The sequence below is a fragment of the Bradyrhizobium sp. CCGB20 genome, from assembly GCF_024199855.1.
Classification (GTDB): domain Bacteria; phylum Pseudomonadota; class Alphaproteobacteria; order Rhizobiales; family Xanthobacteraceae; genus Bradyrhizobium.
In genome coordinates, this window is sequence record NZ_JANADN010000001.1 from 7,983,279 (window position 1) to 8,007,822 (window position 24,544).

The window sequence follows — 24,544 nt, forward strand, 5'->3', positions numbered from 1 at the left end:
CCACGCCGGGCGGCCGGAGCCTCTCTCTCGGCCTCCAACCCGTCGCGAAAATGCCCCCCTCTCACTCTCGAGCCTGCCGTGACCGAGCAGACCTCAGGCCGCTTCCTGATCCGCTCTCTCCACCGTCATGTCGACAATCCGTTCCGGCAAGAATCCAAGGAGATAGTCCGCAACCTTGCTGGCCTGCGAAGCGGCACGCACGATCGCGCGATTGTCCTCGCGCAGCACCTCGAGCCAAGAGCCGATGTAGTCGGCATGTCGCACCGTGGGCACGATGCCGAGCGAAGCGCAACCGAACGCAGATGAGATCTCCGCAACCAGCTCCTCAAACGCGTACTTCCTGGTCCCGTAGCTGCCCGACAAGTCGCGGTTGAGACGTGACGGATGGCCGCTGGCATGCGCCAGCTCATGCAGGGCCGTTCGATGCCAATTGATCGGCTCGAAATAGGCTTGCGGTGGCGGCACCTGCACATAGTCTTCTGCTGGCACATAGAATGCGCGATGCCGCCGATCCGGAAGTCGATGCCAGTCGCCTTGATGAGCTTTTCGACCTGGGGCTCGATCAGGCCTGGCGGCGGAGGCGGCGCCGTCGTTGCGATCTCAGAAGGCAGGCCATTGCACTGATCGGTGTTGAAGACCGTGAAGCGCTTGAGAAATGCAACGGCCTGTGCTTCCTCACCGTTCTCGCTCGCGCGCCGCTTTTCGTCGACCGGCACAAAGCGGTCGGCAAAAACAACCGTAGTTCCGCGCTCGCCCTTGCGGACGTGACCGCCGAGCGACAGTGCTTGGCGGAAGGTAAGCCAGCTTTGACCTGTGAATGCGCGCTCAGTGGCGGCTCCCCAGAGAATTAGAATGTTGATGCCACTGTATTGGCGGCCAGTCGCAGCGCTTTTCGGCAACGCCAAGGGCGCCTTCGCCGCCGCGGCGCCCCATGGCTGCACCCACGGCACTCGGCCGGCTTCTAGCTCGGCGATGATCTTGTTGGTGATTTCGTCATAAAGATTTGCCCGGTCCTCACCGGTGCGCACCCGAGAACACTGTCTGGACATCGCGGATCTCCGCGACGGGCGCCGCGAGCCTCTCTCGCAGCCTGTAACCCGGCACGGCAAAGCCGCGCGAAACTCTTCCTCTCGGCCCCTCCGCGAGAGAGTGCGAAATCCACGATGCAGCCCGCTTCCCTCCGCTTCTTCATGGCTTTTGGAGTTGAGATGGCCAGGGCCGCAGGCCCTGGCGTGCGCCAATGGCGCATCGCCTCAGCGGAAAATGGCACCCGGAGAGCGTGAGCATAGCGACCCGAAGGGGCACGCGGGTCCGAGTGCAGCGACGAGATGAAGTAACCGGGCACCGGCCTCTCGGGCGCATAATACGTCGATCGATTCGCCCAAAAGATGAACTGGAGATCCTGATGAATTACTTCGCTGGACTCGACGTGTCTTTGAAGCGCACCGCGATCTGCATCGTTGATCGAGATGGAAATATCGTCCGGGAAGGAGTGACGGATACTGAACCCGAGGCGCTAATTTCCTGGCTGAAAAATACCCGCCTCGCTCTGCGGCGCGTTGGGCTGGAGGCGGGTCAATGTTCTTCCTGGCTGCACAAGGGACTTTCGAAAGGCGGATTACCAGTTATTTGTGTTGAGACCCGGCACGCAAAGAGCGTGATGCAAGCTCAGACTGTGAAGACGGACCGCAACGATGCTCGTGCGCTTGCGCAAATGATGCGAACAGGGTGGTTTAAGGCCGTCCACATCAAATCTGAAGATAGCCAAAAGCTACGAGCGTTGATGGGCAGTCGCCGGTGCCTACTCGACAAGCAACGCGACCTCAACAATCATATTCGGGCGGCACTTCGAACCTTCGGATTCAAAGTGGGCCTTATCGGCCAAAGCCGCTTTGACGAACGTGTCCGCGGGCTGATCGTGACTGACGGAGACTTACAGGCCCTCGTCGTTCCATTGCTCGAAGCCCGGCGCATGCTCGGCGAACAAGCACACGTGTTGACCCGCCTGATTGGGCGCCTGGTTCGGAGCGATGCTATTTGCCGCCGCTTCATGACAGTTCCTGGCGTTGGCCCGCTGACAGCATTGGCATTCAAGACGACCATCGATGACCCAGGCCGCTGTCGTAAATCACGGCATGTTGGCGTCCATCTTGGACTGACCCCAGGCAAATACGCATCTGGAGAGGTCGATTACAACGGGCGCATCACCCGATGTGGCGATGCCTTTGCTCGAGAACACCTCTTTGAAGCCGCGCACTCATTGATGGTCAACACCAGACGATGGTGCTCGTTAAAGGCATGGGGCATCCGCATCGCCAAGCGCAGTTCCATGAAAAATGCGCTGGTCGCGGTGGCTCGCAAAATATCCGTCATCCTGCACCGTATGTGGTGCGACGGCAGCGACTTCCGGTGGGAGAGATCGGAGGGCGCCGCGGCAGCCTGACACCCGAATGAACTGATCAGCAGAACACGGCCGAAAGGCTGTCAAGGAGTCCGGCAGGACGAGGAATGGCGAGGGTGATAACCGGTCTGCAGCGCGAGCCGATCGCTCCGTGACTGCGCTCCCGAGATGGTCCCGCCACTTCTTCACGAACATCATCATGAGGCGGGAATCCCGACCTCGAAGAGAAGCGCGATCGCCGGATAGCTTTGACGCCACGGTAGGTTCGGAAGGTACAGCCACAATGCGGTAAGATCAGCTTTGGTACTTGACGTCCCAACCCCGGTTAGAGAAGACCGGTTAACAGCGGCACCCGGGAACGGGGCAGTGATAGCGATCGCCGAAGGCGAGCCCCTTTCCCGAGTGCCCCCGGCGAGGAGCTCCGCAGTGTTTGCGCGATGGATCGAAGCCGGATGGCCGAGACGCAAAAGCGGCTCGGTTCATATGTGGACGGCCCCCGACTTGCAAGGATTGGCTCTGGTAGCATGCTCGGATCGCTTGCGCTCATATGTCCGGTCTGTTTTCGGGTCTTGCGACCACCGGCCAAAATGGGCTTCGCGGACAGTGAGATCCAAACACGAGAGCGGCATTTTTCTGCCGGTGAACCGAGCGGAGCATCTCACATGACCGGCTCGCGCCGAACGTACCACCTCTTCCTATCCTGCAAGTTCCGCCCTCAGCGTCAAACCTAAAGGTCTAGCGCCAAGCTCTGCATTTCGTTTAGGCCTGGGTCGGCATCGGTATGACGCTGCCAGCAGGTCGATAATGCTCGCCACTGACCATCAGTTTCCAGGCGATCCGCGCTAGCTTATTTGCCAACGCTATCGCGACCAGCTGCGGCGGCTTGCGCGCGATCATGTCTTTTAGCCAGGGCCAGGAGCGGCTCTCGCGTCGCCGCACATCTGCGATCACAGCCGTCGCGCCAGCGACCAAAACGGTTCGCAACATGCCGTCACCGGCGCGCGTAATCACGCCAAGCCGGTTTTTTCCGGCCGTTGAATGGTTCTTTGGTGTCAGGCCAAGCCACGCAGCGAAGTTTCTTGCGGACTTGAACCCACCTGCATCCACGACCTTGATTGACAGCAGCGTCGCGCCAATCGGACCAATTCCTGGAATGGCCACCAGTCGTCGCTCATCTCGCTACTCCGGTGGAGGTGCATACAGGCCGCACCGCTGGCGCCGGGTCGTCGGTGCTCATTGCCGCGCGGTACGCGGTCCAGAATTCCGGCGTGTACAGAGGCGCGGGCAAAGCGATTTGCGTCCTGCCCGGCCGTCGCAGATACGTTGGTGACGGCTTTCGGTATCAGGAACGTCGAACAGGCTTGCTCGACTCGCTAATTTATGGCTTCATAAAACAATGAAATCAACAATTGATAGCGCCAAAAAACCGAAACGCGGTCGACCGCCTGTGGATACCATGGCGGTTAACGTCCGTATTTCTGTGGACTCTGTTTCGGAAATAGACGACTGGCGTCGCAAACAGGACGACTTGCCAGGGCGGCCGGAGGCGATTCGCAGGCTGGTTGAGTTGGGGCTGGGCAAATCTAAGGGCTAGTTGCCTTGTCCATCCTCAGCGCGTAACGGTTGTGGCGTGAATCAATGGGGGCGTGAAATGATTGCCGAGATTGCAGGTGGTTTAGCTGCGCTGAAGTCTGCCAGCGAATTGAGCAAGGTAATAATAGATATTCGCGACGCTACCGTTCTTCAAAGCAAAGCCATCGAATTGCAGCGCCAGATTTTGGCCGCCCAGGAGAGCGCACTTGCTGCCAACGAGCGACAGACGACGCTGTTGGAGCGCGTAAAGTCTCTTGAAGAGGAAGTTGTTCGCCTTAAAAAATGGGACGCTGATAAGAGCAGATATGAGCTCAAAAACTTGGGAGTTGGAGCGTTTGCTTATGTTCCCAAGCCAAACAGTGATATTGCCAGTCCAGAACATTGGCTTTGCGTAAAGTGTTTTGACGACGGCAAACGTGGTGTTGTTCAAGATCAAGGCAGAACTCCAGATAAGCAGCGCAGCATCTATGCCTGCCTTAACTGCAAAAACGTGTTCCAGGTCGGTTGGCGCACCAGTCCCGGTCGCGGAAGTGAATAAGAGTTAAACCCTGCGAGCGGCTTCCCCCTTTCATGGAAACTTTATCCCATTCCATCACGGCAGCGCTGGCGCTTGCCGCGAGATATACGCACGCGTTTTAGGTTGTTATTCTATTTGATCAGTCAAAAAGGTTGCGAGAATCTGGCAACGACCTTCCGGCGTAGCGATTGGCTACACTATTTTTACGGGATTTTTTGATTATGGCTAAAGTACCTCCATTCCACTCAGAAAAGCCGAACACAAAAAACGTCATCACGACAACAACAAATGCACTGAGGGCAACAATATCGAAAAGCAGTATCTTGCTCAGGCGACTGGCGGTCGTCCTCGATGTGAGCACTGCAGCCGGCTAGCCTAAGCCCTTGCGGGCTGTGGTGCGGGCACCGGTTGATTCCACCACAGCCTCACACGCGGCACCGGCATTACACCAAGGGGCTGAGCTTGCCGCGCCCTATGCCAAGGAAGCCATGCTGGAGCGAGCGCGCATTCGAGCTGCACGCTATATGCAAGAGTCGATGAACAAGTAGCCACTACGTCTCAACTGACGCGCGAAATTTCTCCGCATTCTATTTGCCCACCGGTCCCCACCTCGTAACCTAGTCTGTGCCGTCACCGGTGGGGCGAAAACATAGGGCACAATGAGCCATCTTCACCACGGAAGCAGCGCGAGCGCGACTCGGCGTCGGTGTATTGCGTAGCCCGACGCTGTCCCTACCGCGCTCGCGCTGGCAGTGAGGTTAGCAGCAATGTGACTCGGCGCCGCCATACCGAAGAAGCGCTGTCCCTATCACGCGCCGCTAACTTCGGTGGCCAGCCTTACCGCCCTGACAGCAAAGCTGACCACCGAGCGTCCCCCCGGTGACGGTAAGTCCGGGGCGCGGCCAAAGCTGTATCGCGGAGAAGGACTTCGGGCCACCTACCTAGATTGGTAGGCGGCCTAATCCAACCGTCGTGGTATGATGAATCCGTTGCCGCAAACACTGTCGCAATCCCTCTTTCCCAGCTTCTCCAGGCCCACAAAAAAATCACCGACCTAGTCGGCACAGCACTGTCCAGCGGTGTGGTCGACAACCTCCGGAAGACTGCCGAAGAGGTGCTTTATGACATCACGCTTACGCGTGCCGCGAGCTGGGAAGAATTCGGCAGAAAGGTTCAACTGCTCGTCGATCAAACCACCGAGGCGTCCCACGAGGGTTGGCTGACTGCGGTACAAGAAGGCGTGTATTGGGATCTCAAGCAGCTGAACGGCGAATCGACGCAGGCCGCTTGATATTCGCAACGCGCTGCGAATTTGGCCCGCGTCATGATCGGCGCGGGCTGTTTCCCCGCAGGCTGGTCCTTAGCCTTTTGCCAGATTCAGGGAGACGTGAATGACCAAACGCGCACGCATTCTTTGCATCAATAAGACCGACAGGATGAATCCCCACGAGAGGATTGAAAATGTCGGCGGTGAATATTCAAACGGAAGTCGATGGAAACAATCTGTCAATCAAACGATCAAAGACATCGAAAGCGGCGAATGGGAGTTCTATGTCGAAGAAGGCGGACTCACTAATGGGTTAATCGTGGCCGAACACAATGGGCACAAGTATATCAAGACGGCCGCGGACGACATTCAACCTGACAATCTTCTTTCACTCGGTGAGTGTCCGTGATTTTCAGTAACATCTGCGCCAAGCGCGAATGCCGGTCTGCTCAAGCGCCGCGGACAAACCGATATCCAATTCGCAGTGCATCGACATGGCTAGGCCTACTAGCCGGCCAATGTCGATCACGACTAAATCAACCATTTTAGCTTCGCAATTGCTGCACAAAGGTCAACGCCAGACAGATGCACCAAATATGAGATGATCGCCACGTACATTGTGGCCACGACACCAGCCACACACCGGTATGTGGTAAGCGCCTGAGCAAGCGGCTTATCAACCAGCTTTTGCCACTCGTGAAGATCGATAAAGCCATATATTCTCGTTCGCCAGTCTTCACGTGTCTTTTTGGCGCCGCTGTTAAAACGATAATTGCTCCATAGGGCCACAACGATACTGATCGCCAGTAATGCCGCCGAGGAAAGCGTGACAACCTCCAACCAGAACAGTGAATGTGAGGCTTGCGGCAGCGCTCGTCCGTGATGAATTCGGCCAGTAGATTCCACTGGTCCAACAGCCCGCCCGGCCTGGCGGTGCGCTGCTTAGCGTCGCTTACTGACACTCTCCGACCGCGACCGCGGCGCGCGCCAGGCCATCGGCAACAGTGCGGTCGAAGGTCAGCGAGTGACCAAAGACGCGCAGCGAGCCGTCTGTCTTGCGAATGACGGAAACATCCATTGCCCGGACTCCGGGCGCAATCTCAACGTCGATAGAGGCAAAGCGCCTCCCGCCCGAACATGGGCGCATATTTCAGTATCTTCACTGCTCGTCCTATGAATTGGAGCTAAGAGGCCCTAGCAAGCGCCCCATCAACGGCTGCCCTTACGTCTGACAGCCACTCGCACGGCATCTCGGAAAGACGCGCAGTTCGCCACTCGGCGTCGTCACGACCGGCCAAAACCTTGACGGTCACCGAGTCCCCGCCGGCATAGTAAAGATCGTCGACGTAACTCCCGTCCCGCATAACCATCGAAGCCCTCCGGTGAGTTGGTAGTTATTGACCAAATATGGTTCTGGCCCCGAATGCTCAGGGCGGCCCATGGAAACACATACGGATTTTCAAGAAAAATGGGGCGCACTCGGCTAAAAGGGGCCGATCGTGCTAGGCGGGGGGCGGGCAAAAATCAGGGGGCTTAGAACGCCACAGGGATAGGAGGCGCGTAGAAGCCCGGTTTTAGCGGCTTAGCGACCGCCCCTGAACGCATGACTAATCCCGCTGGGAGAAGCAGACTTCCTTTGTTCCGCCCAACAACCTAAAAGCGATTTATCCGGTTGTGCGGTTGTGTTGTGGTCGATCTAGCCGCCCCGACGAGCCAAGAGGTTCGGCAATCGCCAAAAATCTCTAAGCGATTCAATCGCACTGAAATTGCCTAACCTGAGCCGCAACCGATTGATTTACAGATATTCTAACAATCCTGTCGGGAACGCCACTACCGAAATTTTCCGTTTCATTTTCAGTTAGTTGCCTCTGTGTTAGCCAGCGCCACCAGACGCGTTAACCACTTGGTGTTCCTGCGCTGTTCGCAAGCTTCGTCATAGCCGCTTCAGCAGCACGCTCCTGATCGACCTCATCGAGATATTCCTGAACCTGATCGAGCGAGCTGTGACCGGATGCGGCCATCTGCTCCACATTCGTCGCGCCAGCATGAGCGAGAGCCCGCAGCTCCGCCTTACGCAGCCCATGCGCGCGATAGTTACGCACCCTTCCGTCGTCGCACAGCACCGGCTTCAACTCAGCGGCGCGGCACCAGTCCGCAAACTTATTGCCGAACGCCGCGGCTGAGGCGAACGGACGCCCGTAATCATTGACCAGGAACCGTCAGCACGCCGTCCGCACGAGTGCCCGCCGGCATCGCAGCGAGCGCCTCCTGAAACGCCGGAGTGATTGCGATTGAGAGTAGCTTTCCAGTCGTTCGCAGCGTCTTGTGAGGCCGCCATGAGAGCTTAGGTTTCGCACCTGTTTCTCGCGGCATCTCGGCAGACTCTGCACTCCCTGATTTTCCATCCCTGCTTAGTGACACGCATTCGCGCATCAGCCAAAGGATGCCCTCTCTTGCAATGCGTGAGCTGCGCAGCCGGGAGGCCTTTTCCAAGGCGAGCGTTTTCACTTGAGACAGCTAACGCCTCAGCCGCCCAATCAGGGTGAAACGTGCAGTGCTTTTTGAAGCGCTCGTAACTTACAATGGCCGGCCCAAACTGCTTCATTCCCGAAGTCAGCTTTCGGATCGTGCTGCCGGCCTTCAGCCTCGCCATAAATTCGATGGCCAGATCGTCCGGGATACTGGAGGAACGTTGCGCCACTTCAGTTCAGCGATGCGGTGCAGTTCGGAGTGAGATAATTGGGCATCTGCCATGTTCGCCTCTAACGAAGCGCAAAATTGCGCTGCGGAAGGGCGCGCCTGAGTCGTATCCCTCCGGTGAAGGCCGCCTTGCCGAATGAGGCGTTTTGTTGAGAACTGTCCTTATGGACAGTGATAGGCGCAGTGCCCAAGTCGAACGGCTTGAGGTGGTGGACACGGGCCGGCGGCGGCGCTGGTCCGAGGATGAGAAGCTCAAGATCGTTCTGGAGAGCTTACAGGCGCCGCGCCAAGTCGCGGCAACAGCGCGGCGGTATGGCGTGTCGCGTTCATTGCTGCTGCGTGGCGACGGTCGTTTCGGCCGGAGCCGAAGGATGCCGCCGATCAACCGGGCTTCGTACCGGCGATGGTGGTCGCGGAATCAGGGCCGACGCCTTGTCCAGCCACGCCGGCCAGCAGCGGCGGGTCGATCGAGATCGAGTTTGCTGCCGGGGCTCGGATGCGGATCACGGGCGCGGTCGACGCGGCGACGCTGAAGGCCGCCGTGGCGGCGCTGGCAGATGGACGCCTGCGGTGATTCCCGTTGCGTCGGGCGTGCGGGTGTGGATTGCGACCGGCCACACCGATATGCGTCGCGGCATGAACTCGCTGGGCTTGCTGGTGCAGGAAGCCTTCAAGCGAGACCCGCACGGCGGCGATCTCTACGTGTTCCGTGGCAAAAGCGGGCAAGCTGATCAATATCCTTTGGCACGATGGACTGGGCATGTCGCTTTATGCCAAGCGGCTGGAGCGCGGCCGCTTCCTGTGGCCGTCGTCGGCTGATGGCGTGGTGACAATCACCCCCGCCCAGCTTGGCTACCTGCTGGAGGGCATCGACTGGCGGATGCCGCAACATACCTGGCGACCGCAGGCGGCTGGCTGATCGCTGGGATTTTAATCGGTGGCACGATCAGCGGTTCGGACAGAGACCGCGTCTTGTGATTCTCTGGTCGGCGATGGGCGCCGATGATTCTCTTCCCGACGATGTGACCACGCTGCAGGCGATGCTGCGCGCCGAGCGAGCGGCCCGGTTGGCCGCGGAAGCCGAAGCCCAGGCGGGGACCTTGCTGATCGAGAAGCTCAAGCTCACGATCAAGAAGCTCCGGCACGAGCAGTTCGGACAGTCCTCTGAGCGGGGCGCATTGCTGGACCAGCTCGAGCTACAGCTCGCCGACCTGGAGGAGAACGCGGCGCAAGCTGCGACCACAGCGCAGATGGCAGCCGAGAAGATTGCGGTGCCATCGTTCGAGCGCCGCAAGCCAGCCCGCCGGCCACTGCCGGAGCATCTGCCACGGTAGCGCATCGTCTATCCGACACCTGCGATCTGCCCATTGCGGCGACAGCCGATTGCGCAAGATTGGCGAGGACGTGACCGAGACGCTGGAGCTCGTTCCGCGCCAGTGGAAGGTGATCCAGCACGTGCGCGAGAAGCTCGTCTGCCGGGCCTGCGAAGCGATCACCCAGCCGCCGGCCCCCTCGCATCCGATTGCGCGCGGGCGTGCAGGGCCAAAGCTGCTGGCCCATATCCTGTTCGCCAAGTACGGCCTGCATCTGCCGCTCAATCGTCAGAGCGACGACTACCAGCGCGAAGGCGTCGACCTCGATGTCTCGACGCTGGCGAACTGGGTGGGCGCTTCCGCGGCAACCCTGATGCCGCTGGTCGATGCAATCCGAAGCCACGTCTTCGCGGCCGAGCGCATCCATGCCGACGACACCACGGTGCCGGTCCTGGCCAAGGGCAAGACCCGGACCGGCCGGCTCTGGACCTATGTGCGCGACGATCGCCCGTTCGCCGGCCCAGATCCGCCGGCAGCTGTGTTCTTCTACTCGCCTGATCGTGGCGGTGCGCATCCGGAGCAGCATCTGGCGGGCTATGCCGGACTGATGCAGGCCGATGCCTATGCCGGCTTTGGCAGGCTCTACGAAGTCAATCGCAAAGGGGGCCCGATTATCGAGGCGGCATGCTGGGCACACGGCCGGCGTAAGTTCTTCGATTTAGCGCGGCTCAGTACGGCGCCGATCGCGGCCGAGGCGGTCAAGCGCATCGATGTCCTGTTCGCCATCCAGCGCGAGATCAACGGACTTGCTGCGCAGGAGCGTTTGCGTGTGCGCCAAGGAGAGTAGCCGCCCCCTGATCGTCGAGCTGGAGGCGTGGTTGCACGAGCAGCGCGCCAACCTCTCCAGGAACAACGACACGACCAAGGCGATCAATTACTGCCCCAGCTGCTGGGAAGCATTTAGCCGCTTCCTTGAGGACGGACGGCTTTGCATGTCGAACAACGCCGCTGAACGCGAGCTGCGGGCTGTCGCTGTGGGCCGAAGAAATTGGACCTTCGCCGGCTCCGATGGGGGCGGCCGGCGTGCGGCGGCAATCTACACCCTCATCGCCACCGCCAAACTCAACGGCATCGATCCACAGGCCTGGCTCGCCGACGTGCTCGCCTGCCTGCCGGATCATCCCGCCAAGCGCATCCACGAACTCCTGCCTTGGAACTGGCGCCCTCAGAACATCGCTTACGCCGCCTGAATGCTATCGGCTGTCTGCTCAAAGCGACCTGGCCAGAGGCCGTCGCCGGATGCGTACCTTTCAGCTTCTCTGCCCCAAGATGCTCGCTGATAGCGGGTGAGAGTGCGAGAGCGCCGGATTCGCTCTGAGTTGATTCGAGAAGCGTTGCGAGGTACTTCGGTCGGGAAGTCGGCTCGCGCACTACAGCTCCTGACTGTCCGCACAAGCGGCGTGCGGCACTCCAGTTGCGCAGGTCATGAAGCAGGATAAGATAGAAGTATAGTATGAATGCGAAGCCAAATGGTGTTCAGGAAAGTCTCGATTTTATCGTCGCGCACATGGCGACGAAGATCGGATCGAGGAGTTTCGTGCTCAAACAACTCGCAAGTTCCAAGAGCTTCGAAGAGAAATAGCCGATATCTCGATGTCTTCATGACTTGAGAGCAAAAGTCGAGAACACCAAGGAGTATCGCATAGAGATCGACCACACGCTCGAACGCATCGCGGCGATTGAGAGGCGTCTCGCATTAGGCGCAATCGGACTGACTGCACCCTCTCTTCTATCCCGCGATTACGTCGCCACTTCAGCTTGCTCTAGCCCCATACCAATCGGCGAAGCTCGCGGTCCACGCTAGAGTGGAAACGTACGACCGTATCGTCGGCGAGGACGTCCGATCGATAGATGTAGTCGAGCATTATGTTGTCGCCCATTCTTTTGACGCGCAGCTGTAGATCGAAGCCAATCTCTCTTCCAAGATCTCTTGGGCTTTCACGCGGCAGCGCCCCTTCGCTCGGCAGCACGAATTTCTGATTGAGAATGAGGGTGGTTACCGGATAGCGGCCTGAAGGCCTACCAATGCCGAGTCGCGCCTCGAGGTCTAATATGCTGAAGGTAGAGCAGCGGCGCAGCTGAGCCAGACACTCGTTCGCTGACGCGACAAGTGCCTTCGCGCGGCCTTCTGTTGCCGGGTAGACGACTGCCAGCAAGGCACAGCACTCGCGCCCTTTTCATCAGCAAGCGACTTAAATTGAAAGGCGAACACGCTCGCCAACGGATTTGAGGCAAGTCCCTCGTCGATCCTCGCCGCGACGTGAGCGTCAGCAAAGGAGAACCCAATCGAGATCAGTAGAGTATCGTGGCTGCTGAGAAAGATTTTCAGTCGGTCGAAAAGAGCAGCATAAGGTGCCTTCTGAGTCTGATCATATTTTAGATGCTTGGGAAAAATCAGGTGGGTAGCGCTGCTTTTCCCCGATCGAATGACCTCCTCAAACTCGCCCTTACACCAGCCAAGCGAGCCGTGCAGTTTCCAAAGGCGGGTCCAGCGGGCAGGCAAGTCGCCATTGGCGATTGAAACAGGATCGAAAAATGGCTCACGCCCCCCGACGAAGCCGTCGAAGTAAGGGGCCCGAACGGCCTCGAATGCCTCTTCAAGCAAAAGGTCATAATTTGTCGTGAATATCTCAACGGGGTGATCACGCGAGGTGCCAGTGACCCAACTCACAAGATTCGCATAGGCAGACCCGCTCGGCAGACGTGCATCCACGACCTTGCCAATCTCCGTGCAAATGCGTTCACCGAGTTTTTCAAAGCGATCATCATCAAGATCATGCACCCTGCTCTTGCCGATCACTTTGGCAAGCGTGCGCACGCGAGAGAGAATCGTTTCGATGTCATGTTGGGGAGTTCAGACTTTAGCGCGTCGATCTGTTTGCCGTATTCAGGCTTGATCGCATTGAGGACCTGATCGGTGAGACCCACAACAGCCGGAATTAGCGGATAGGTGCCGTCCGCCTTACGCATTCCGGCAGGTGCGCCAGCACCAATGAGAAGTCCTATTCTTTTTCGACCTTGCGCGATAATCGTGCGCAAGGCAGCCATGTACTGATCCGGATTGTGAACGCTTACGCTCATGGCTGCTCCCGATTCGCCCTTCGAGATATACCCGTGTGTTGTGCAACCGCCAGTGAAATTGCTTGGAACAAAGGATTGATGAACGTGAAAATCGCGACGGTTCGGACATTCGGACAAGCCGCGACGTGGTCATGGGTTTTTGGCACGAGGAAAACGATCCGAAGCTCCTGCGCTTCAAGGGCTTCGACGGCGTTGGGAAGTCCGGCCTAGCCAAACTAGTTGCATCGCGCATCGACGCCGAGCATGTCGAAGGCGACAAATTTGCCTTCACGCCGGAGACCCCTACGCCATACCCCGGCTGCTTGAAGCAAGCGGAGCTGGAGGCGGCAATAAGGGCCGCCTTGGCTTCTGGGAAGCCGGTCGCCTTGGACGCGGTCTGCCTTGACGAAGTAGCGCCAAGCTCAAGTTGGGGACGCGGCTTCGTCGTTTACAACTAGGATAACCCCTGTGGCACCACGGCTTCGCGATAGAGGATGGAGCCCGGAGGATGAGCCGCGCGTGGTATCGTTCTGTACCATCAAAGGTCAAAGCCGCACGAGCGCGCCGACCTCATAATCGAACTGCCTGAAGAGGGGCATACAATTTCGAGCTTTGCGTTCGACCGTGGAGGCTGTATCGATCCGCCGGGCGCGGAGATCATCTGAACCTTTCCCGCGAGACCAGCGCAGCGCCATCTGCTGAGTCCCAGCGGACCCGACAAAAAACCCGCCTCGATCTGGGGCGGGCTCTCTGTCGATACCCAGGGTTTTTGATACCCCGCGTTGATCATGCAGCCAGCGGCATCAGCGCGTCAGGCGCTTCCACCGGCTCAGCGACCATGCGCTTGATCTCATCGGTCAGCTTCTGCAGGGCCGCGCGCTTCTCCTCGATGCGGGGGTCCTGATCGTAGTGCTTGCCGGTTACCGATGGCACCGCGCCCTGATCGTCGCTCTTAATGGTGTGGTCGAGACAGAGCGAGATCGTGGCGCGGCTGATGCCGATGGAGCCCATCAGGCTGGCAGCTGATCTGCGCAGATCGTGCGGGGTGAAGGGCCTGATGCCGAGCTGCTCGCAGAGGCCTACCGAGCGCACGCGGCCATTGCTGGCCTTATTGCCGCGCAGCGCGCAGGCCATGGCTTTTTTGTTCAGTGGCTCGGTGCCCCAGCGGCCAGCGAACATCCAAGAATAGTTGCCCATCGCCTCCTTCGCGATCTCGACCGCGAGATCGGAAAGCGGCTGATGGATCATGCGGTTTGCCTTGACGCGTTCCTCGGGGATATCGACCTGCGGATATCGGCTGTTGAGATCGTGGCCCTCCAGCTCGTCGCGGTGGATGTGCAGCAGTTCGACCGAGCACAGGCAGCTCACCAGCGCGAACTTGATCAAAGGCAGATGCGCCGATCAACGGTGATGTCGGGTCGGTCAAGGCCATGCCAGAGGATCGCGATCTCCTCACGGCTCAGCTTGCGCTTGCGCGACTCCTCCATGGGCAGCAGCGGCAGGTTCACGCCGGGCGAGGTGCTGACACAGTCCCGGCCTGCTTCAGCCGCCCAGTTGAAGAGGCCCGAAACCGCCTTGCGCATATGGCGGGCGCTGCTGACCTAAGCCCTCAGCGGCTTGCCGTAGGCGATCAGCTTGCCCGCGAGGATATCGGCCTGCAGCTGCGCGATGTCATGCTTGGTGACATCACCTGCGATCATCCTGCCGAGGCGCGGGCGGACGAAGCGGTTTAGGTGGCGGGTCTGTTCTTCCCAGCTCTTCATGCGCGGCGCTTTCTTGAGCACGACGCCGTGCTCGGAGTGGCGGCGCGTCTCGACTTCCTCGCTGATCCACGCGATGCGCTTGTCGATGATCTCGCCGGCCGTGATGCCTGCCTGCATGGCCGCCAGCCTGCGGACCTGCCGCGCGGTCCGTGCGATATTCTCGCGTCGGCGATCCTGACCTTCACCTTACACGCTTCCTTGCGCCAGAACGCTACGTCATGCTCGGGCTTTCTGATAGACGCCCAGGCGATGCGTGCTGCGCTTTTTGGTGATCGGGCAAGTGTACTTCAGCGAGAAGGTCGGCGGCGCTGACGGGCTCAGGCTGACGTAGAGGCCAGCGCAGGCGGCGTCGTAAACTTTGGTGCGCTGCTTCACTTCGGCGCGGCAGTTCTTTTCGGTGATGTTGGGCATTCGGTGCTCTCAGGCTTTGCGATGCGGGTGCCGCGCTGGGGCCCTGCCCCAGTAGCGGCGGTTCAGCTGTGCGCCCAGCAGCCTTGCTCTGGAAGCATAATTCCGAAAGAGCCTGTAATTGAAGGGCTATTTCGCGCTCATAGAGCGCCATTGGTGCTCGCCGGTGATCAAAATAAGGCCCACACGACTTGGCCGTCCGCCAAGATGTCTTCGTCCGCGGGGCATGCGAGCTGAACATCCCGGCGTCCACCGCGTCCGCTCTCAACGTTCGTGCCGATCGCGAAGCGTCTCTCTGAATGAGGACGGGGATACGCAACGGGAGACACATATTTTGGCTAAAAGTCTGACGTCGTTTCCGATCAATCGAGTTGATTTGCCCGCCGGATCATTAGTTGGCGCCATTATTTCCGAACCCGACTTTTCTAGACCGCTATCAGAGGTTGGCATGATCGAAGGACGTGTGGACTGAGCGCCACCAAAGTGTTGTTTCGCTCACTGCAACAAAAGCGAATGAGAATGCAAGGAACTTGGGCGCGCGGATCACTTTCACGCGAGATCATTGTCGGCGTCATCGCAGTGTGAAAGGATGATGCTACTTTAGATTGCTTTTGGCGAGATGTTCCCTCAGTGCATCAATACAATTGGAGATTGTTATGACAAATGCAGCAGCGGCGCTTACCCACTCGGTATCAGTGACAGAGAATTCCGATGGACGATTGGAGGTGTTCGGTCTCGGAACCGACAGGGCGCTCTGGCACGTCTGGCAGGAAAAACCGCACTCGGGGCCATGGTCGAGTTGGGCCTCGCTTGGCGGCGTTCTCACCAGCTCGCCGTCCAGTGTCGCTAGTTCCGAAGGTCGGCTGGAGGTCTTTGCACGCGGAACCGATAACTCACTCTGGCACGTCTGGCAGGACAGGCCACATGCCGGACCGTGGTCGGGTTGGGCCTCGCTCGGCGGCGCCATCACCAGCGATCCCGCTGCGATCGCCAACAGCGACGGCCGGCTGGAAGTGTTTGCGCGCGGCACCGACAATGCGCTGTGGCATATCTGGCAGGTGAAGCCACATGCCGGTCCGTGGTCAAGCTGGGCATCCCTGGGCGGCGCCATCACCAGCGCCCCCGAGGTGTTCGTCAATTCCGATGGCCGTCTCGAAGTGTTCGCCCGGGGCTCTGACAATGCGCTGTGGCACATCTGGCAAGAGGAGCCGCATGCCGGACCGTGGTCAAGCTGGGCATCCCTGGGCGGCGCCATCACCAGCGATCCCGCCGTGGTCGCCAACCGCGATGGCCGTCTCGAAGTTTTCGCCCGTCGGACCGACAATGCACTGTGGCATATCTGGCAGGAGAAGCCACATGCCGGTCCGTGGTCACGCTGGGCATCTCTGGGCGGCGCCATCACCAGTGATCCGGCCGTGGTCGACAATTCCGACGGCCGGCTGGAAGTGTTCGCCCGTGGCATCGACAACGTGTTGTGGCATATCTGGCAGGAGAAGCCGCATGCCGCACCGTGGTCACGCTGGGCATCTCTGGGCGGCTCCATCACCAGTGATCCGGTGGCCTTCGATAATTCCGACGGCCGGCTAGAAGTGTTTGCGCGCGGCACCGACAACGCGCTCTGGCACATCTGGCAGGAGAAGCCGCACTCCGGACCGTGGTCCGGCTGGGCATCCCTGGGCGGCGTTCTCCTGAGCGATCCACTCGCCGCCTGATTCGGACTGCACGAGAGGCCGGCCGTCTCACAAGGCGGTCGGCGCCCTCACTAACCCATCATTAAGCTACTACGTCGTCACGCAACGTCGGCGAACGCGCTAATTCCGGCTTTTGAACCGGCACGGATAGCCGCTTCTTTCGAAGCGCGCTGAATATGGTGTTTTGAGACGGTCTTGCCATTGTGAACTACGGCTCAGCCGTCATATCCTTCGGCACGGAGTGAAGTACTTCCGCTTCGACATTCTTAAAGTCCTCAAAATAGGACGACGAGGAGGGATGCGGTCAAACCGACTTCTGATATCTGTGCAATAACTACCGGCGTCGTGATCATATCTCCCGGTCACCTGGTTGGATTCTGGTCCCGTCGGTGCTGGAGCTATGAACGGGACTCTTAACTGTTTGCGCTGCAAACTAAAGCGATTTGAGAACGCCAGGCACAAAGTTCAAGTTTGAGCCCGCAGATTTTTGCGTTGATACGATGCGAATCGACTTGCCTAGCTCAGTACACTTGCCATGCACGCCAGCCGACCTCGCGCTTGTTGGACTCTGATCGGGATAGCGGCGCGAGCGAGTTTCGGCAAAGCCGCGAGTCTCGTGCGTGAGGGGCCGAAGATACGATTCATTTCCAGTATGAATGGAGGACAAATTGCGTGCTTCGCACGCGTCGATCTTCGGAATGACCGCCAGGTGTTCGGTATCCAAATTCGGAATGGAGTTTCGGCGCGAAACTCGATTCGAAAGCAAAGGGAGAAGAACGCACGTTCAACCGCGCTCCAAAACAGGTGTAGCCCAACTCTTTTTTGTTTTCAGGCCGCGGAAAGGACCGGTGAAAGGCGGATTTGCGCTAAGCGCGCCAATCGCGGAGGTCTTCTTCGGCGGCAGCAGGACGGAGCCCATCTGAGCAAGGCATGATACCGTGAGTAACGAAATTCCATAACCGCACAACAAAGCCCCAGAAACGCAAAAAGAGCATGGGACAATGGACGGGTACCAACCTAGCCATTGAGAACCATGCTCTTTTCGTATGTGAATCATATCGTCGATTTGTACTGTTGGGTAGACGACCTCGTGCCCGCTAAGCAACCGCGGACAGGCAGACCTCCGGCTCTTTCCGAATCGGAGGTCGTCACCATTCTGCTGTGGCACACAGCAATGCTCAGGCAGGAAACACTGAAGGACATCTACCGTCACTGCGCGCTCTACCATCAGAGGCGCATCGGGCACTCCCGGCCATGTTCAGTGCCCTCTCTTCACTCCTCTCATTCGATGAAGCCGTCCGCATCATGGATGCGACCATGCTTCCCGTATGCAAACAGCATCGTGTCGATGACTATTCGGTGGCTCCAGATATGGTTGATTTCGGCAAGAACTGGCAAGGCTGGCACTATGGGTTCAAGCTCCATGCGAGTGTCTCTATCGATGGCCGACTCTACGTTCTCGCACTCACCGGTGCGAACGGATACGACGCACAGATGGAACATCTCCTCTTGCGGTTGGTGACACTTTGTACGGTGCTTCCGTGATGCGCAAACGAATCTGGGATCGATACAGCACGATTGTTATCGCGCCGCCGCATCCCAAACAGACAAAGAAGATTGCCGCTCCGTGGCAGATCGAACTCCTGAACGTTCGTTCCAAGATCGAGTCTGTCTTCGACTACCTCAAGGAGTATCTGCATCTTGTATCCTCGTTCCCTCGTTCGATGAACGGAACCCTGTGCATTACGTGCGCATCCTGCTTTCGTAGCCGCCCGGATTGTCATTTTTTTGAACACGGTGTTCTACTGGAGGAACACCGGTGGAGGGATTCATACTTAAACGGTTTTCGTTAGATTCCGGTGGCGAAGCCGCGGGACTGCATCGTCTCGCGGCTTCATTCGTTGTCGCGGTTGCACGCCGGAAAAGTTCCTCCGGACCGAAGTCGGCTCAACAATTATCAGCGCTTCCACCGAGGCTTCACATTCAGGCACATCACATTCGGCGCGTTAGTTGGGTCAATTCTGGGCGTTGGGCTAGTCCTGTTGTCGCAATCCATCCGGACAACGAGGATAGGAGATCCGAAGCGACCGTGATCTCGACATTGGTCCGTCGTCAGCCAGGACCAGGAAGCGTCAGACAATGTTGGCGTTGATCGTCAGCTTTCAGACCAATGTCGACAACTTGATCGTACAGCCCCGCTACGAAGCGCCTGCAGAACCTCTGAGTCTCGATTCGGCACGGCCCTTGCTCGGATCGGGGCAGCATCACCTACTACTCCAGATGCGGTGATGTTAGGGGCGGACTCGGCGCCGCGTCGCCGCTAGCGTCTGGTCCGTCCCGCTGGTGCCGTGAGGCGATATGAAACAGGATCTTCGACCGGCGACTGGATTCGGTCACGCTCGCCGCCGCCATGTCCTACGCGGGCACGAACGGAAGGGGGTAAGGACCGAATCAGTGTCTCCCTAGGAAAGGGTACCCGCAGCTCGAAAACAGCCGCGCAGGCATAGCTCGCGACTCGATATCGTCGCGTAAACGTCAATGTACGATCTTCCAATCTCGACAAGCTAGAGCAAAGATGCAGACTGGAACGGTACTTTCGTACAGTGTTGAGAAGGGCTGGGGCTTCATAAGGCCTGATGATCGCACCGGCGAGGATTTGTTCGTGCACATGTCGGAACTACGCAACTGCACAGGTACCGATCTGGTGCCGGGCACGCGCGTGACGTTCGATCTTCGCTTCAACAAACGGCGCTCAAAGTACAGAGCTGCCGAGGTCAGGTTGATCGATTGAAGTGCCGAAGCAGGAGTTCAAGATTGTTCAAACACAGCAAAGACCGCGATTCCGCCCTGGCAAGAGTTTATGCCGGGCGAGGCAAACGCAGCAGACGTTTTCCGAACGCAGCACTCGAGTAAAAGTCTGTCTATTCGGCTGATCACAGATTTCACTCGGGCACTCACTGGAATGCATCGGAAACTCCTTCGCGTTGGCTTCTGTAGGGAGATATGAGGGCCGCCGCCAAGTGAACAACCGTCGTCACGTTGTGCCGGCCGCATGTCATTTCTCCCGGGCCACACTCTCTGCAATGATAGAAGTTTTCGAACCTGGATAATCGCCCTCCAATAATACTTCCTGACGGCGCTCCACGTGCCGCCAAGGATAGCCGTCCGCCATCAATCGAATTTCGCGCAAGGCGGTCGGGCGCCCACGCGACGACCCCATGAACGGTGCCTCTCTCAATCTCTCTGAGAGCATCTCGTTGAATTTTGCGCGATCAGGCGCTTTCGCGCCTGAATGCCTCTTCATAAACTCCGGCGATTTCGATATCTGATCGTCCGCCGAAAGTACGCTGTATCGTCGATAGCTGGGACTCGATCGACGCGACCTGTCGGTCTTCTGCTTCAGACGACTTTTCTACAATAGATGAAGTACCGCATAAGTGGCTTAGACTCGCGATTCTAGAATCCGAAACCGTTTTTGGCGAGTCAGATATCCACATGATGTCCCGATCGCACCTTTTTCCAAGGGGCGATATCCCGCCCACCGGCGCATTTCTCCCTCTCGAACTCCTCGCTTAACAAGGTTGCGTGCCGACCCTTGGCATCGTCTGAACGTAGACCGACATGCCCATTCGCTCAAAATTCCATTTCAGCTACAAATCCAGCTGCCGCCTCCCCGAACCACTCGCAACATAGTAGATCGCGACGACGCAGGTCGAATTGTTAGATCCGTTCCGCCAATGGCTGACCGCTCGGATTTCCGTCTAGCCGCGTAGCTCAGCAGCAGCAACCCAAGTGCCGGTCAAGGCCAAGCTGCGCGATGATCGCGGCCAGCGACGCGATCGAATGAGACCTGGGCGATGGACTTTGTTCATGATCAGCTGGCGACCGGCGGCTAGCTCCGGGTACTCACGATCGATGACACTTTCTCCCGCTTCTCGTCGAGGGATACTGCAAATCGCAGGAGTGCGCGAAGAGGATACTATTCAACTACCAATTTTGGGAGTGGCGGCGGATCGTGATTAGGCATGAACTGTTAGCTGTAGGCCTCAAAAGACGTTGGAGGACAATATGCGCGCCATCAGCACCGCAACGTCATTCATCTTTCTCGGGATTTCAAACGCCCTCGCTGTCGAACTTCCTATAGAAGGCAAAACAGTTGACGTACCCGTTTGTGGTGGCTTCGCTAACATACCCTGTAAGGCGAACGAGTGGTGTAATTTTCCTAGCAGCAACCGGTGTGGCATCGGCGATCAATTCGGTGTCTGTCGCACTCGGCCGCAGCTGTGCCCGCAATACGTAATGCCTGTATGTGGCTGTGATGGCAAGAGCTACAACAATGCATGCGAGGCAGCTCGTGCTGGCACAGATACTGCCCATGCCGGCAGATGCGGAGCAGGCGGTTAAGTGTGCTCCAACGCCCCTCTGTTGAGGGAAGATCAATGCCAACTCTGAGCGGCGGGCATTAGCACCAAGTACACTCTACTCTCGGCTCGTGCATTGAGGTCGGCTGTGTAACCGCGCCCGCGTCTGGTCAGGCCCCCACAGGCGTTTCAGTTCATTGATCGCCGCATGCAAGAGCAGTACGACCGCGAGGAAGCCGAGGCGATTGCCGCGGCACTTGACCTGACGCCCGATGAGCTAAATGAAATCGAGTATGTGATACACGAGATCGCCAACGACGACGGACTGGTTTACGGATACGGCGTAGAGATCAAACAAGGAGCTCCTCAGCACATCCTGACAAGCTCGCGCGGCTGCCCAGGCACGGCAGCTTTTTGCTGATCCATTTGCGCGGATCCGTCGACGACGAAGGTCACGAGCAAATGGAAATAGAGATGGCGAGAACTACCGTTCACAAAGTCAAGCTCTACAACGTTGCTACGGATGAAGTGGTTATCTCTCGCCGCATGGCCACCAACGAGGGCGCAATCAAGATGGGAGGATGGACGGTTGAAGGCACGGGCGTTGTAGTTGATCTAACCGACCTAGAGCCCGGAGAGGAATGGACGGCTCGCGACTTCGATCCTGCCGGATATGAGGGTACTCAAGACTGAACGTCCGCGCCGCGAGTCCGATGCGGGGTGATCCTTCCCCATGTCGTACTAGACGGTTGCAAACGGACCGCGGGAGAGAGCCGGAATTCGTGGTTGAAGCTTTCGATGAAGGCATTCTGCATCGGCTTGCTGGGTGCGATGTAATGCCAGCGACGCGGCCCTGATCGACCTATTTCAGGTTGAGGTTGCCAGCCGTCCGGCGCGAGCGGCGCTGGTTTGGATGCCAATCAATCCTGGTAAGTACCTTGCGGTCCTCCCTCAGGATACAATCTGATGGCGTAACAATGGCCGCAGCGTGGGGTAAGAGAAATGATCGATAGACATAGACGCATGCTTTGGTTCTGTCTCGGTCTCTGTATCTGCCTTGGTGTATGGTTGATTTTGCTGGGTGGGCTGGCTGGCAAGAGCGATGGTGTTCGTACGGAAGGCAACGCCCTTGTCGACAAAGTCAAATCAACATGGCGAGCGCAGGATGGTGAGACGGGTTCACTAAGGTCTCAAAGGTGGCACACTTCATCCCTCGGGGATGGGAGGTTGGTCAAAAGACCGACTCGGGAGAGCCAGTTATCTTTTCGTGGGCCAGGCACCGGGCCGATAAGACAAACGAAGAATATACAGTCACCTGGGAGATGGCGCCCGATGGCACAATGAAAATTGTGACGCCCTATGCAAAACCGATGGAACTAGGCTGGCAGGCGGTCGCAGTCTCGCTGATCGCCGACGAAGTAACAAACGATGAAAACGGCGTGAACCGTCGCTTTCTGCATAATCCGGCAAACTTCAACTTCGTAACCACAGCGCAGGGTAAGCTGGGGACTCTTCTGCGGCGTGGCCGCTGCACGATCGGCGAACCGGTTCAAGTGCACTGCTCGCCAAAGGTAGACGAACAACAGACTTCGGAGGGCGACTTGTGGCGTGTTCAGCTTTCGGTCGATTGCAATGTTCCTGGGCCTAGTTATTTCAGCCGTGACGGAGTCATCATTTTCGAGAAGCACGAAGGGCACGATTGGGAGCCGCAATCATTCTTTGCCAAGCTTATCGCTACGTATGCCACCGGCTCTTGGTTCGACCTTGCAGGCCCGAAAGATCAGGAAGCGTTCGAGGCGGACCGGAAGGTCCTATCAAAATGACGGGCGCTTGCGCCGTCGATAGTTCGACGGTCGACGATGATAAAGTCGCAGCTTCGCTGGTTAATGGTAAGCGCTCAGCCGGGACCCCATTGAGGCTGGCTTGACGTTTTGCGGAATCGCCGCGGCATGAGGTCTTCGATCCTGCTATGGGGATAGCCGTCGATGATCGCCTCGAGTGTTTCGGCGATGTAGGCAGCCGGGTTGACGCAGTTGAGCTTGCGGTAGCGATGATCGACGCCAGCAAGGCCCAGTTTTCTGCCCCGATTTCGTGGCCCGCGAAGAGCGCATTTTTCTGATTAGGCAGGCCGGCCGGTGGCGTTCTCGACCGGGTTGGTGTCGGTCGAGCTCGAGGCGCCCGTCTTCAAGGAAGCGGGTGAGCCCCTGCCAGTGATTCAGCGCATAGCGGATGTCCTCGGCGAGCGTTGAGCCGCTGGAGATCATCGATAGCTGCTTCTCGAACCACATTTTCAAAGCTGCGACGAGCCCCCCCAACGAATGCTCCTTTTCGCGCGGCGAGCCCGATGCCCATGTCAAGCAAGCCATCGATTACGCCGCCAACAAGGGAATCGAGTGGGTAGTGCTCACAAGCGGTGCTCATTGGAGAATCTACAAAGTTTACTTCGGCCACGCGCTCGAACGCATCGCGGCGATCGAAAAGCATCTCGGGATCCGCAACAAGCTGGCTGCCTAATCCCGGCTTCGTTGTTAGGTTAAGATACAGTTCCTCCTCAGGCATAATCCCGGGTCTGCGACTCGTAAACAGCATCCGTATGATCGGGGCATGCTTCCAACAGGTCATGAAGTCTCAACCGAGCGCCTCGAAGAGTTCAGAGCGATTTGCAAAGAAGCGTACGGAGAAGAGATCACCCGGCCCGAGGCAGCTGAAATGACCCGCCGACTCCTCGCGCTCTATCAACTCCTCGCCCGACCTTTGCATACCGACGAAGGGGAGCCGGCCTCTCCATTGCTTCCGTGTCCCGAGTCAGCACAGTCCTGATGCAATCACAGAAGAACTTGTCATGGAGGGTCTCCGATACGAACGCTGCGTCGCCGCCACATGGCACGCGCACTCATCGCTTTGTTGCGATTAGGGTTAAGCTTGCGGGGTCGTTGCGACCAACCGACTCGGCGTGGCCATGCTTGTGCTCGCCTGCCCAGGCGCCATCGGCATCGTGACTCCCCCCTTGTGGATTGGAAGGAACGTGGGTCGCGGGAGGCCTACATCGCTGGGCCCCGAGACGCCGTGGCCCACACTGGTAATCGGCGTGCCACGCTTTGCGAGCCGCGCGTCGAGCAAAACTAGTCTCTTCGTGGCGCGATGTGAACTCGCCGTCCCTCTGTGTCGGCTTACCGCCAAAACGTCTTAAGTCGGACGCGTATGAACCCAACAACATAGCCCGTCTTGCACGAGACCGCCGCCCACTCATGACGTCGCAAGCATAAGACCGAATTGTCCGCTTCTGCCGATGACGAGTTTAGGATGCTCGCCCTACATTGCGCATCCGAGGGCTGCTCGGGTGCTCTAAGTCGATCTTCATCACAGGAGGACGAGCCACCTCATCGGCAGAAGCGGCGCGGGGCAGCCGG

General features: G+C 58.3%; 27 protein-coding genes and 5 pseudogenes. 17 read left to right on the top strand and 15 right to left on the bottom strand.

Going from position 1 to position 24,544, the window contains the following annotated elements; translation table 11 throughout:
* Positions 1-93: 93 nt before the first annotated feature.
* Positions 94-1,049, bottom strand: a pseudogene (locus NLM15_RS37485) (ArdC family protein).
* A 356-nt stretch (positions 1,050-1,405) separates the two neighbouring features.
* Between NLM15_RS37485 and NLM15_RS37490 the strand changes: the two are divergent.
* Positions 1,406-2,443 (top strand): IS110 family transposase, encoded by a 1,038-nt coding sequence (locus NLM15_RS37490; RefSeq protein WP_254123018.1) that lies wholly within the window; start codon positions 1,406-1,408, stop codon positions 2,441-2,443.
* 717 nt (positions 2,444-3,160) lie between these two features.
* Here the strand turns inward: NLM15_RS37490 and NLM15_RS37495 are convergent.
* Positions 3,161-3,571, bottom strand: a pseudogene (locus tag NLM15_RS37495) (transposase); the annotation flags it as partial.
* Positions 3,572-4,052: 481 nt separating this feature from the next.
* Between NLM15_RS37495 and NLM15_RS37500 the strand changes: the two are divergent.
* The 3 genes from NLM15_RS37500 (at position 4,053) to NLM15_RS37510 (ending at position 6,187) form a co-directional block, all read left to right on the top strand.
* The gene (locus NLM15_RS37500; protein ID WP_254123019.1) at positions 4,053-4,532 is read left to right on the top strand and encodes a hypothetical protein; all 480 of its coding nucleotides are present in this window, start codon (positions 4,053-4,055) and stop codon (positions 4,530-4,532) included.
* 1,060 nt (positions 4,533-5,592) lie between these two features.
* Positions 5,593-5,802: a hypothetical protein gene (locus tag NLM15_RS37505; protein WP_254123020.1), complete on the top strand. Its 210-nt coding sequence runs from the start codon at positions 5,593-5,595 to the stop codon at positions 5,800-5,802.
* Between the two features lie 100 nt (positions 5,803-5,902).
* Complete coding sequence (locus NLM15_RS37510) at positions 5,903-6,187, top strand: DUF3892 domain-containing protein (protein ID WP_254123021.1); 285 nt, start codon at positions 5,903-5,905, stop codon at positions 6,185-6,187.
* Positions 6,188-6,309: 122 nt separating this feature from the next.
* Here NLM15_RS37510 and NLM15_RS37515 read toward each other — a convergent pair whose 3' ends face one another.
* The 3 genes from NLM15_RS37515 to NLM15_RS37520 all read right to left on the bottom strand — a co-directional run bounded on the left by NLM15_RS37515 (position 6,310) and on the right by NLM15_RS37520 (position 7,880).
* Positions 6,310-6,684, bottom strand: coding sequence for a hypothetical protein (locus NLM15_RS37515; protein WP_254123022.1), 375 nt, complete (start codon positions 6,682-6,684; stop codon positions 6,310-6,312).
* Between the two features lie 46 nt (positions 6,685-6,730).
* A complete protein-coding gene (locus NLM15_RS43645) occupies positions 6,731-6,856 on the bottom strand; it encodes a hypothetical protein (protein ID WP_256565545.1) in 126 nt (41 codons plus the stop codon).
* Between the two features lie 817 nt (positions 6,857-7,673).
* Complete coding sequence (locus NLM15_RS37520) at positions 7,674-7,880, bottom strand: hypothetical protein (RefSeq protein WP_254123023.1); 207 nt, start codon at positions 7,878-7,880, stop codon at positions 7,674-7,676.
* A 762-nt stretch (positions 7,881-8,642) separates the two neighbouring features.
* On the opposite strand from NLM15_RS37520, the pseudogene NLM15_RS37525 reads away from it, so the two are divergent.
* Positions 8,643-8,759 (top strand): annotated as a pseudogene (locus NLM15_RS37525) (IS66 family insertion sequence element accessory protein TnpB); the annotation flags it as partial.
* Between the two features lie 100 nt (positions 8,760-8,859).
* Here NLM15_RS37525 and NLM15_RS37530 read toward each other — a convergent pair.
* Positions 8,860-9,204, bottom strand: coding sequence for a hypothetical protein (locus tag NLM15_RS37530; protein ID WP_254124745.1), 345 nt, complete (start codon positions 9,202-9,204; stop codon positions 8,860-8,862).
* Between NLM15_RS37530 and NLM15_RS37535 the strand changes: the two genes are divergently transcribed.
* The 3 genes and pseudogenes from NLM15_RS37535 (at position 9,124) to NLM15_RS37545 (ending at position 11,041) form a co-directional block, all read left to right on the top strand.
* Positions 9,124-9,297 carry a hypothetical protein gene (locus NLM15_RS37535; RefSeq protein ID WP_254124614.1) on the top strand — a complete coding sequence of 58 codons (174 nt, stop codon included), beginning with the start codon at positions 9,124-9,126 and terminating at the stop codon, positions 9,295-9,297. The genes NLM15_RS37530 and NLM15_RS37535 overlap by 81 nt on opposite strands.
* Complete coding sequence (gene tnpB, locus NLM15_RS37540) at positions 9,239-9,397, top strand: IS66 family insertion sequence element accessory protein TnpB (RefSeq protein WP_208068039.1); 159 nt, start codon at positions 9,239-9,241, stop codon at positions 9,395-9,397. Before NLM15_RS37535 ends, tnpB begins: the two co-directional genes overlap by 59 nt.
* Positions 9,398-9,470: 73 nt before the next feature.
* Positions 9,471-11,041 (top strand): annotated as a pseudogene (locus NLM15_RS37545) (IS66 family transposase).
* Positions 11,042-11,898: 857 nt separating this feature from the next.
* On the opposite strand, the gene NLM15_RS37550 reads toward NLM15_RS37545, so the two are convergent.
* Both NLM15_RS37550 and NLM15_RS37555 read right to left on the bottom strand, forming a co-directional pair.
* Complete coding sequence (locus tag NLM15_RS37550) at positions 11,899-12,669, bottom strand: SIR2 family protein (RefSeq protein WP_254123024.1); 771 nt, start codon at positions 12,667-12,669, stop codon at positions 11,899-11,901.
* The gene (locus NLM15_RS37555) at positions 12,648-12,932 is read right to left on the bottom strand and encodes a hypothetical protein (protein ID WP_254123025.1); all 285 of its coding nucleotides are present in this window, start codon (positions 12,930-12,932) and stop codon (positions 12,648-12,650) included. Before NLM15_RS37555 ends, NLM15_RS37550 begins: the two co-directional genes overlap by 22 nt.
* Before the next feature lie 62 nt (positions 12,933-12,994).
* On the opposite strand from NLM15_RS37555, the gene NLM15_RS37560 reads away from it, so the two are divergent.
* A complete protein-coding gene (locus tag NLM15_RS37560; RefSeq protein WP_254123026.1) occupies positions 12,995-13,369 on the top strand; it encodes a hypothetical protein in 375 nt (124 codons plus the stop codon).
* Between the two features lie 328 nt (positions 13,370-13,697).
* Here NLM15_RS37560 and NLM15_RS37565 read toward each other — a convergent pair whose 3' ends face one another.
* The 4 genes from NLM15_RS37565 to NLM15_RS37580 all read right to left on the bottom strand — a co-directional run bounded on the left by NLM15_RS37565 (position 13,698) and on the right by NLM15_RS37580 (position 15,085).
* Positions 13,698-14,297 (bottom strand): tyrosine-type recombinase/integrase, encoded by a 600-nt coding sequence (locus tag NLM15_RS37565; protein WP_254123027.1) that lies wholly within the window; start codon positions 14,295-14,297, stop codon positions 13,698-13,700.
* The gene (locus NLM15_RS37570) at positions 14,294-14,494 is read right to left on the bottom strand and encodes a hypothetical protein (protein ID WP_254123028.1); all 201 of its coding nucleotides are present in this window, start codon (positions 14,492-14,494) and stop codon (positions 14,294-14,296) included. Before NLM15_RS37570 ends, NLM15_RS37565 begins: the two co-directional genes overlap by 4 nt.
* Before the next feature lie 18 nt (positions 14,495-14,512).
* The gene (locus NLM15_RS37575; protein WP_254123029.1) at positions 14,513-14,791 is read right to left on the bottom strand and encodes a hypothetical protein; all 279 of its coding nucleotides are present in this window, start codon (positions 14,789-14,791) and stop codon (positions 14,513-14,515) included.
* Between the two features lie 99 nt (positions 14,792-14,890).
* Positions 14,891-15,085, bottom strand: coding sequence for an Arm DNA-binding domain-containing protein (locus tag NLM15_RS37580; protein ID WP_254123030.1), 195 nt, complete (start codon positions 15,083-15,085; stop codon positions 14,891-14,893).
* 653 nt (positions 15,086-15,738) lie between these two features.
* Here NLM15_RS37580 and NLM15_RS37585 point away from each other — a divergent pair.
* The 6 genes from NLM15_RS37585 (at position 15,739) to NLM15_RS37605 (ending at position 21,827) form a co-directional block, all read left to right on the top strand.
* Positions 15,739-16,794: a hypothetical protein gene (locus NLM15_RS37585; RefSeq protein ID WP_254123031.1), complete on the top strand. Its 1,056-nt coding sequence runs from the start codon at positions 15,739-15,741 to the stop codon at positions 16,792-16,794.
* A 1,233-nt stretch (positions 16,795-18,027) separates the two neighbouring features.
* Entirely contained in the window at positions 18,028-18,318 is a 291-nt protein-coding gene (locus tag NLM15_RS37590) for a transposase (protein ID WP_254123032.1), read from the top strand.
* Between the two features lie 1,030 nt (positions 18,319-19,348).
* The gene (locus NLM15_RS37595; protein ID WP_254123033.1) at positions 19,349-19,564 is read left to right on the top strand and encodes a cold-shock protein; all 216 of its coding nucleotides are present in this window, start codon (positions 19,349-19,351) and stop codon (positions 19,562-19,564) included.
* 1,277 nt (positions 19,565-20,841) lie between these two features.
* Positions 20,842-21,177 (top strand): Kazal-type serine protease inhibitor, encoded by a 336-nt coding sequence (locus NLM15_RS44160; protein ID WP_375166909.1) that lies wholly within the window; start codon positions 20,842-20,844, stop codon positions 21,175-21,177.
* 165 nt (positions 21,178-21,342) lie between these two features.
* On the top strand, positions 21,343-21,555 hold the full coding sequence (locus tag NLM15_RS37600; protein ID WP_254123034.1) for a hypothetical protein: 213 nt from the start codon (positions 21,343-21,345) through the stop codon (positions 21,553-21,555).
* Positions 21,549-21,827 carry a hypothetical protein gene (locus NLM15_RS37605; RefSeq protein ID WP_254123035.1) on the top strand — a complete coding sequence of 93 codons (279 nt, stop codon included), beginning with the start codon at positions 21,549-21,551 and terminating at the stop codon, positions 21,825-21,827. Before NLM15_RS37600 ends, NLM15_RS37605 begins: the two co-directional genes overlap by 7 nt.
* Before the next feature lie 80 nt (positions 21,828-21,907).
* On the opposite strand, the pseudogene NLM15_RS44165 reads toward NLM15_RS37605, so the two are convergent.
* Positions 21,908-22,018, bottom strand: a pseudogene (locus NLM15_RS44165) (integrase core domain-containing protein); the annotation flags it as partial.
* 456 nt (positions 22,019-22,474) lie between these two features.
* On the opposite strand from NLM15_RS44165, the gene NLM15_RS37610 reads away from it, so the two are divergent.
* Positions 22,475-22,957, top strand: a complete 483-nt coding sequence (locus tag NLM15_RS37610) for a hypothetical protein (RefSeq protein WP_254123036.1) — start codon at positions 22,475-22,477, stop codon at positions 22,955-22,957.
* 74 nt (positions 22,958-23,031) lie between these two features.
* On the opposite strand, the gene NLM15_RS43850 is transcribed toward NLM15_RS37610, so the two are convergent.
* Positions 23,032-23,145: a hypothetical protein gene (locus tag NLM15_RS43850; RefSeq protein WP_254124616.1), complete on the bottom strand. Its 114-nt coding sequence runs from the start codon at positions 23,143-23,145 to the stop codon at positions 23,032-23,034.
* Complete coding sequence (locus NLM15_RS43855) at positions 23,102-23,422, bottom strand: IS66 family transposase (protein WP_254140278.1); 321 nt, start codon at positions 23,420-23,422, stop codon at positions 23,102-23,104. Before NLM15_RS43855 ends, NLM15_RS43850 begins: the two co-directional genes overlap by 44 nt.
* On the opposite strand from NLM15_RS43855, the gene NLM15_RS37625 reads away from it, so the two are divergent.
* Positions 23,364-23,648, top strand: a complete 285-nt coding sequence (locus NLM15_RS37625; RefSeq protein WP_254123038.1) for a hypothetical protein — start codon at positions 23,364-23,366, stop codon at positions 23,646-23,648. The two genes, NLM15_RS43855 and NLM15_RS37625, sit on opposite strands and share 59 nt — an antisense overlap.
* The last annotated feature ends 896 nt before the right edge of the window (positions 23,649-24,544 follow it).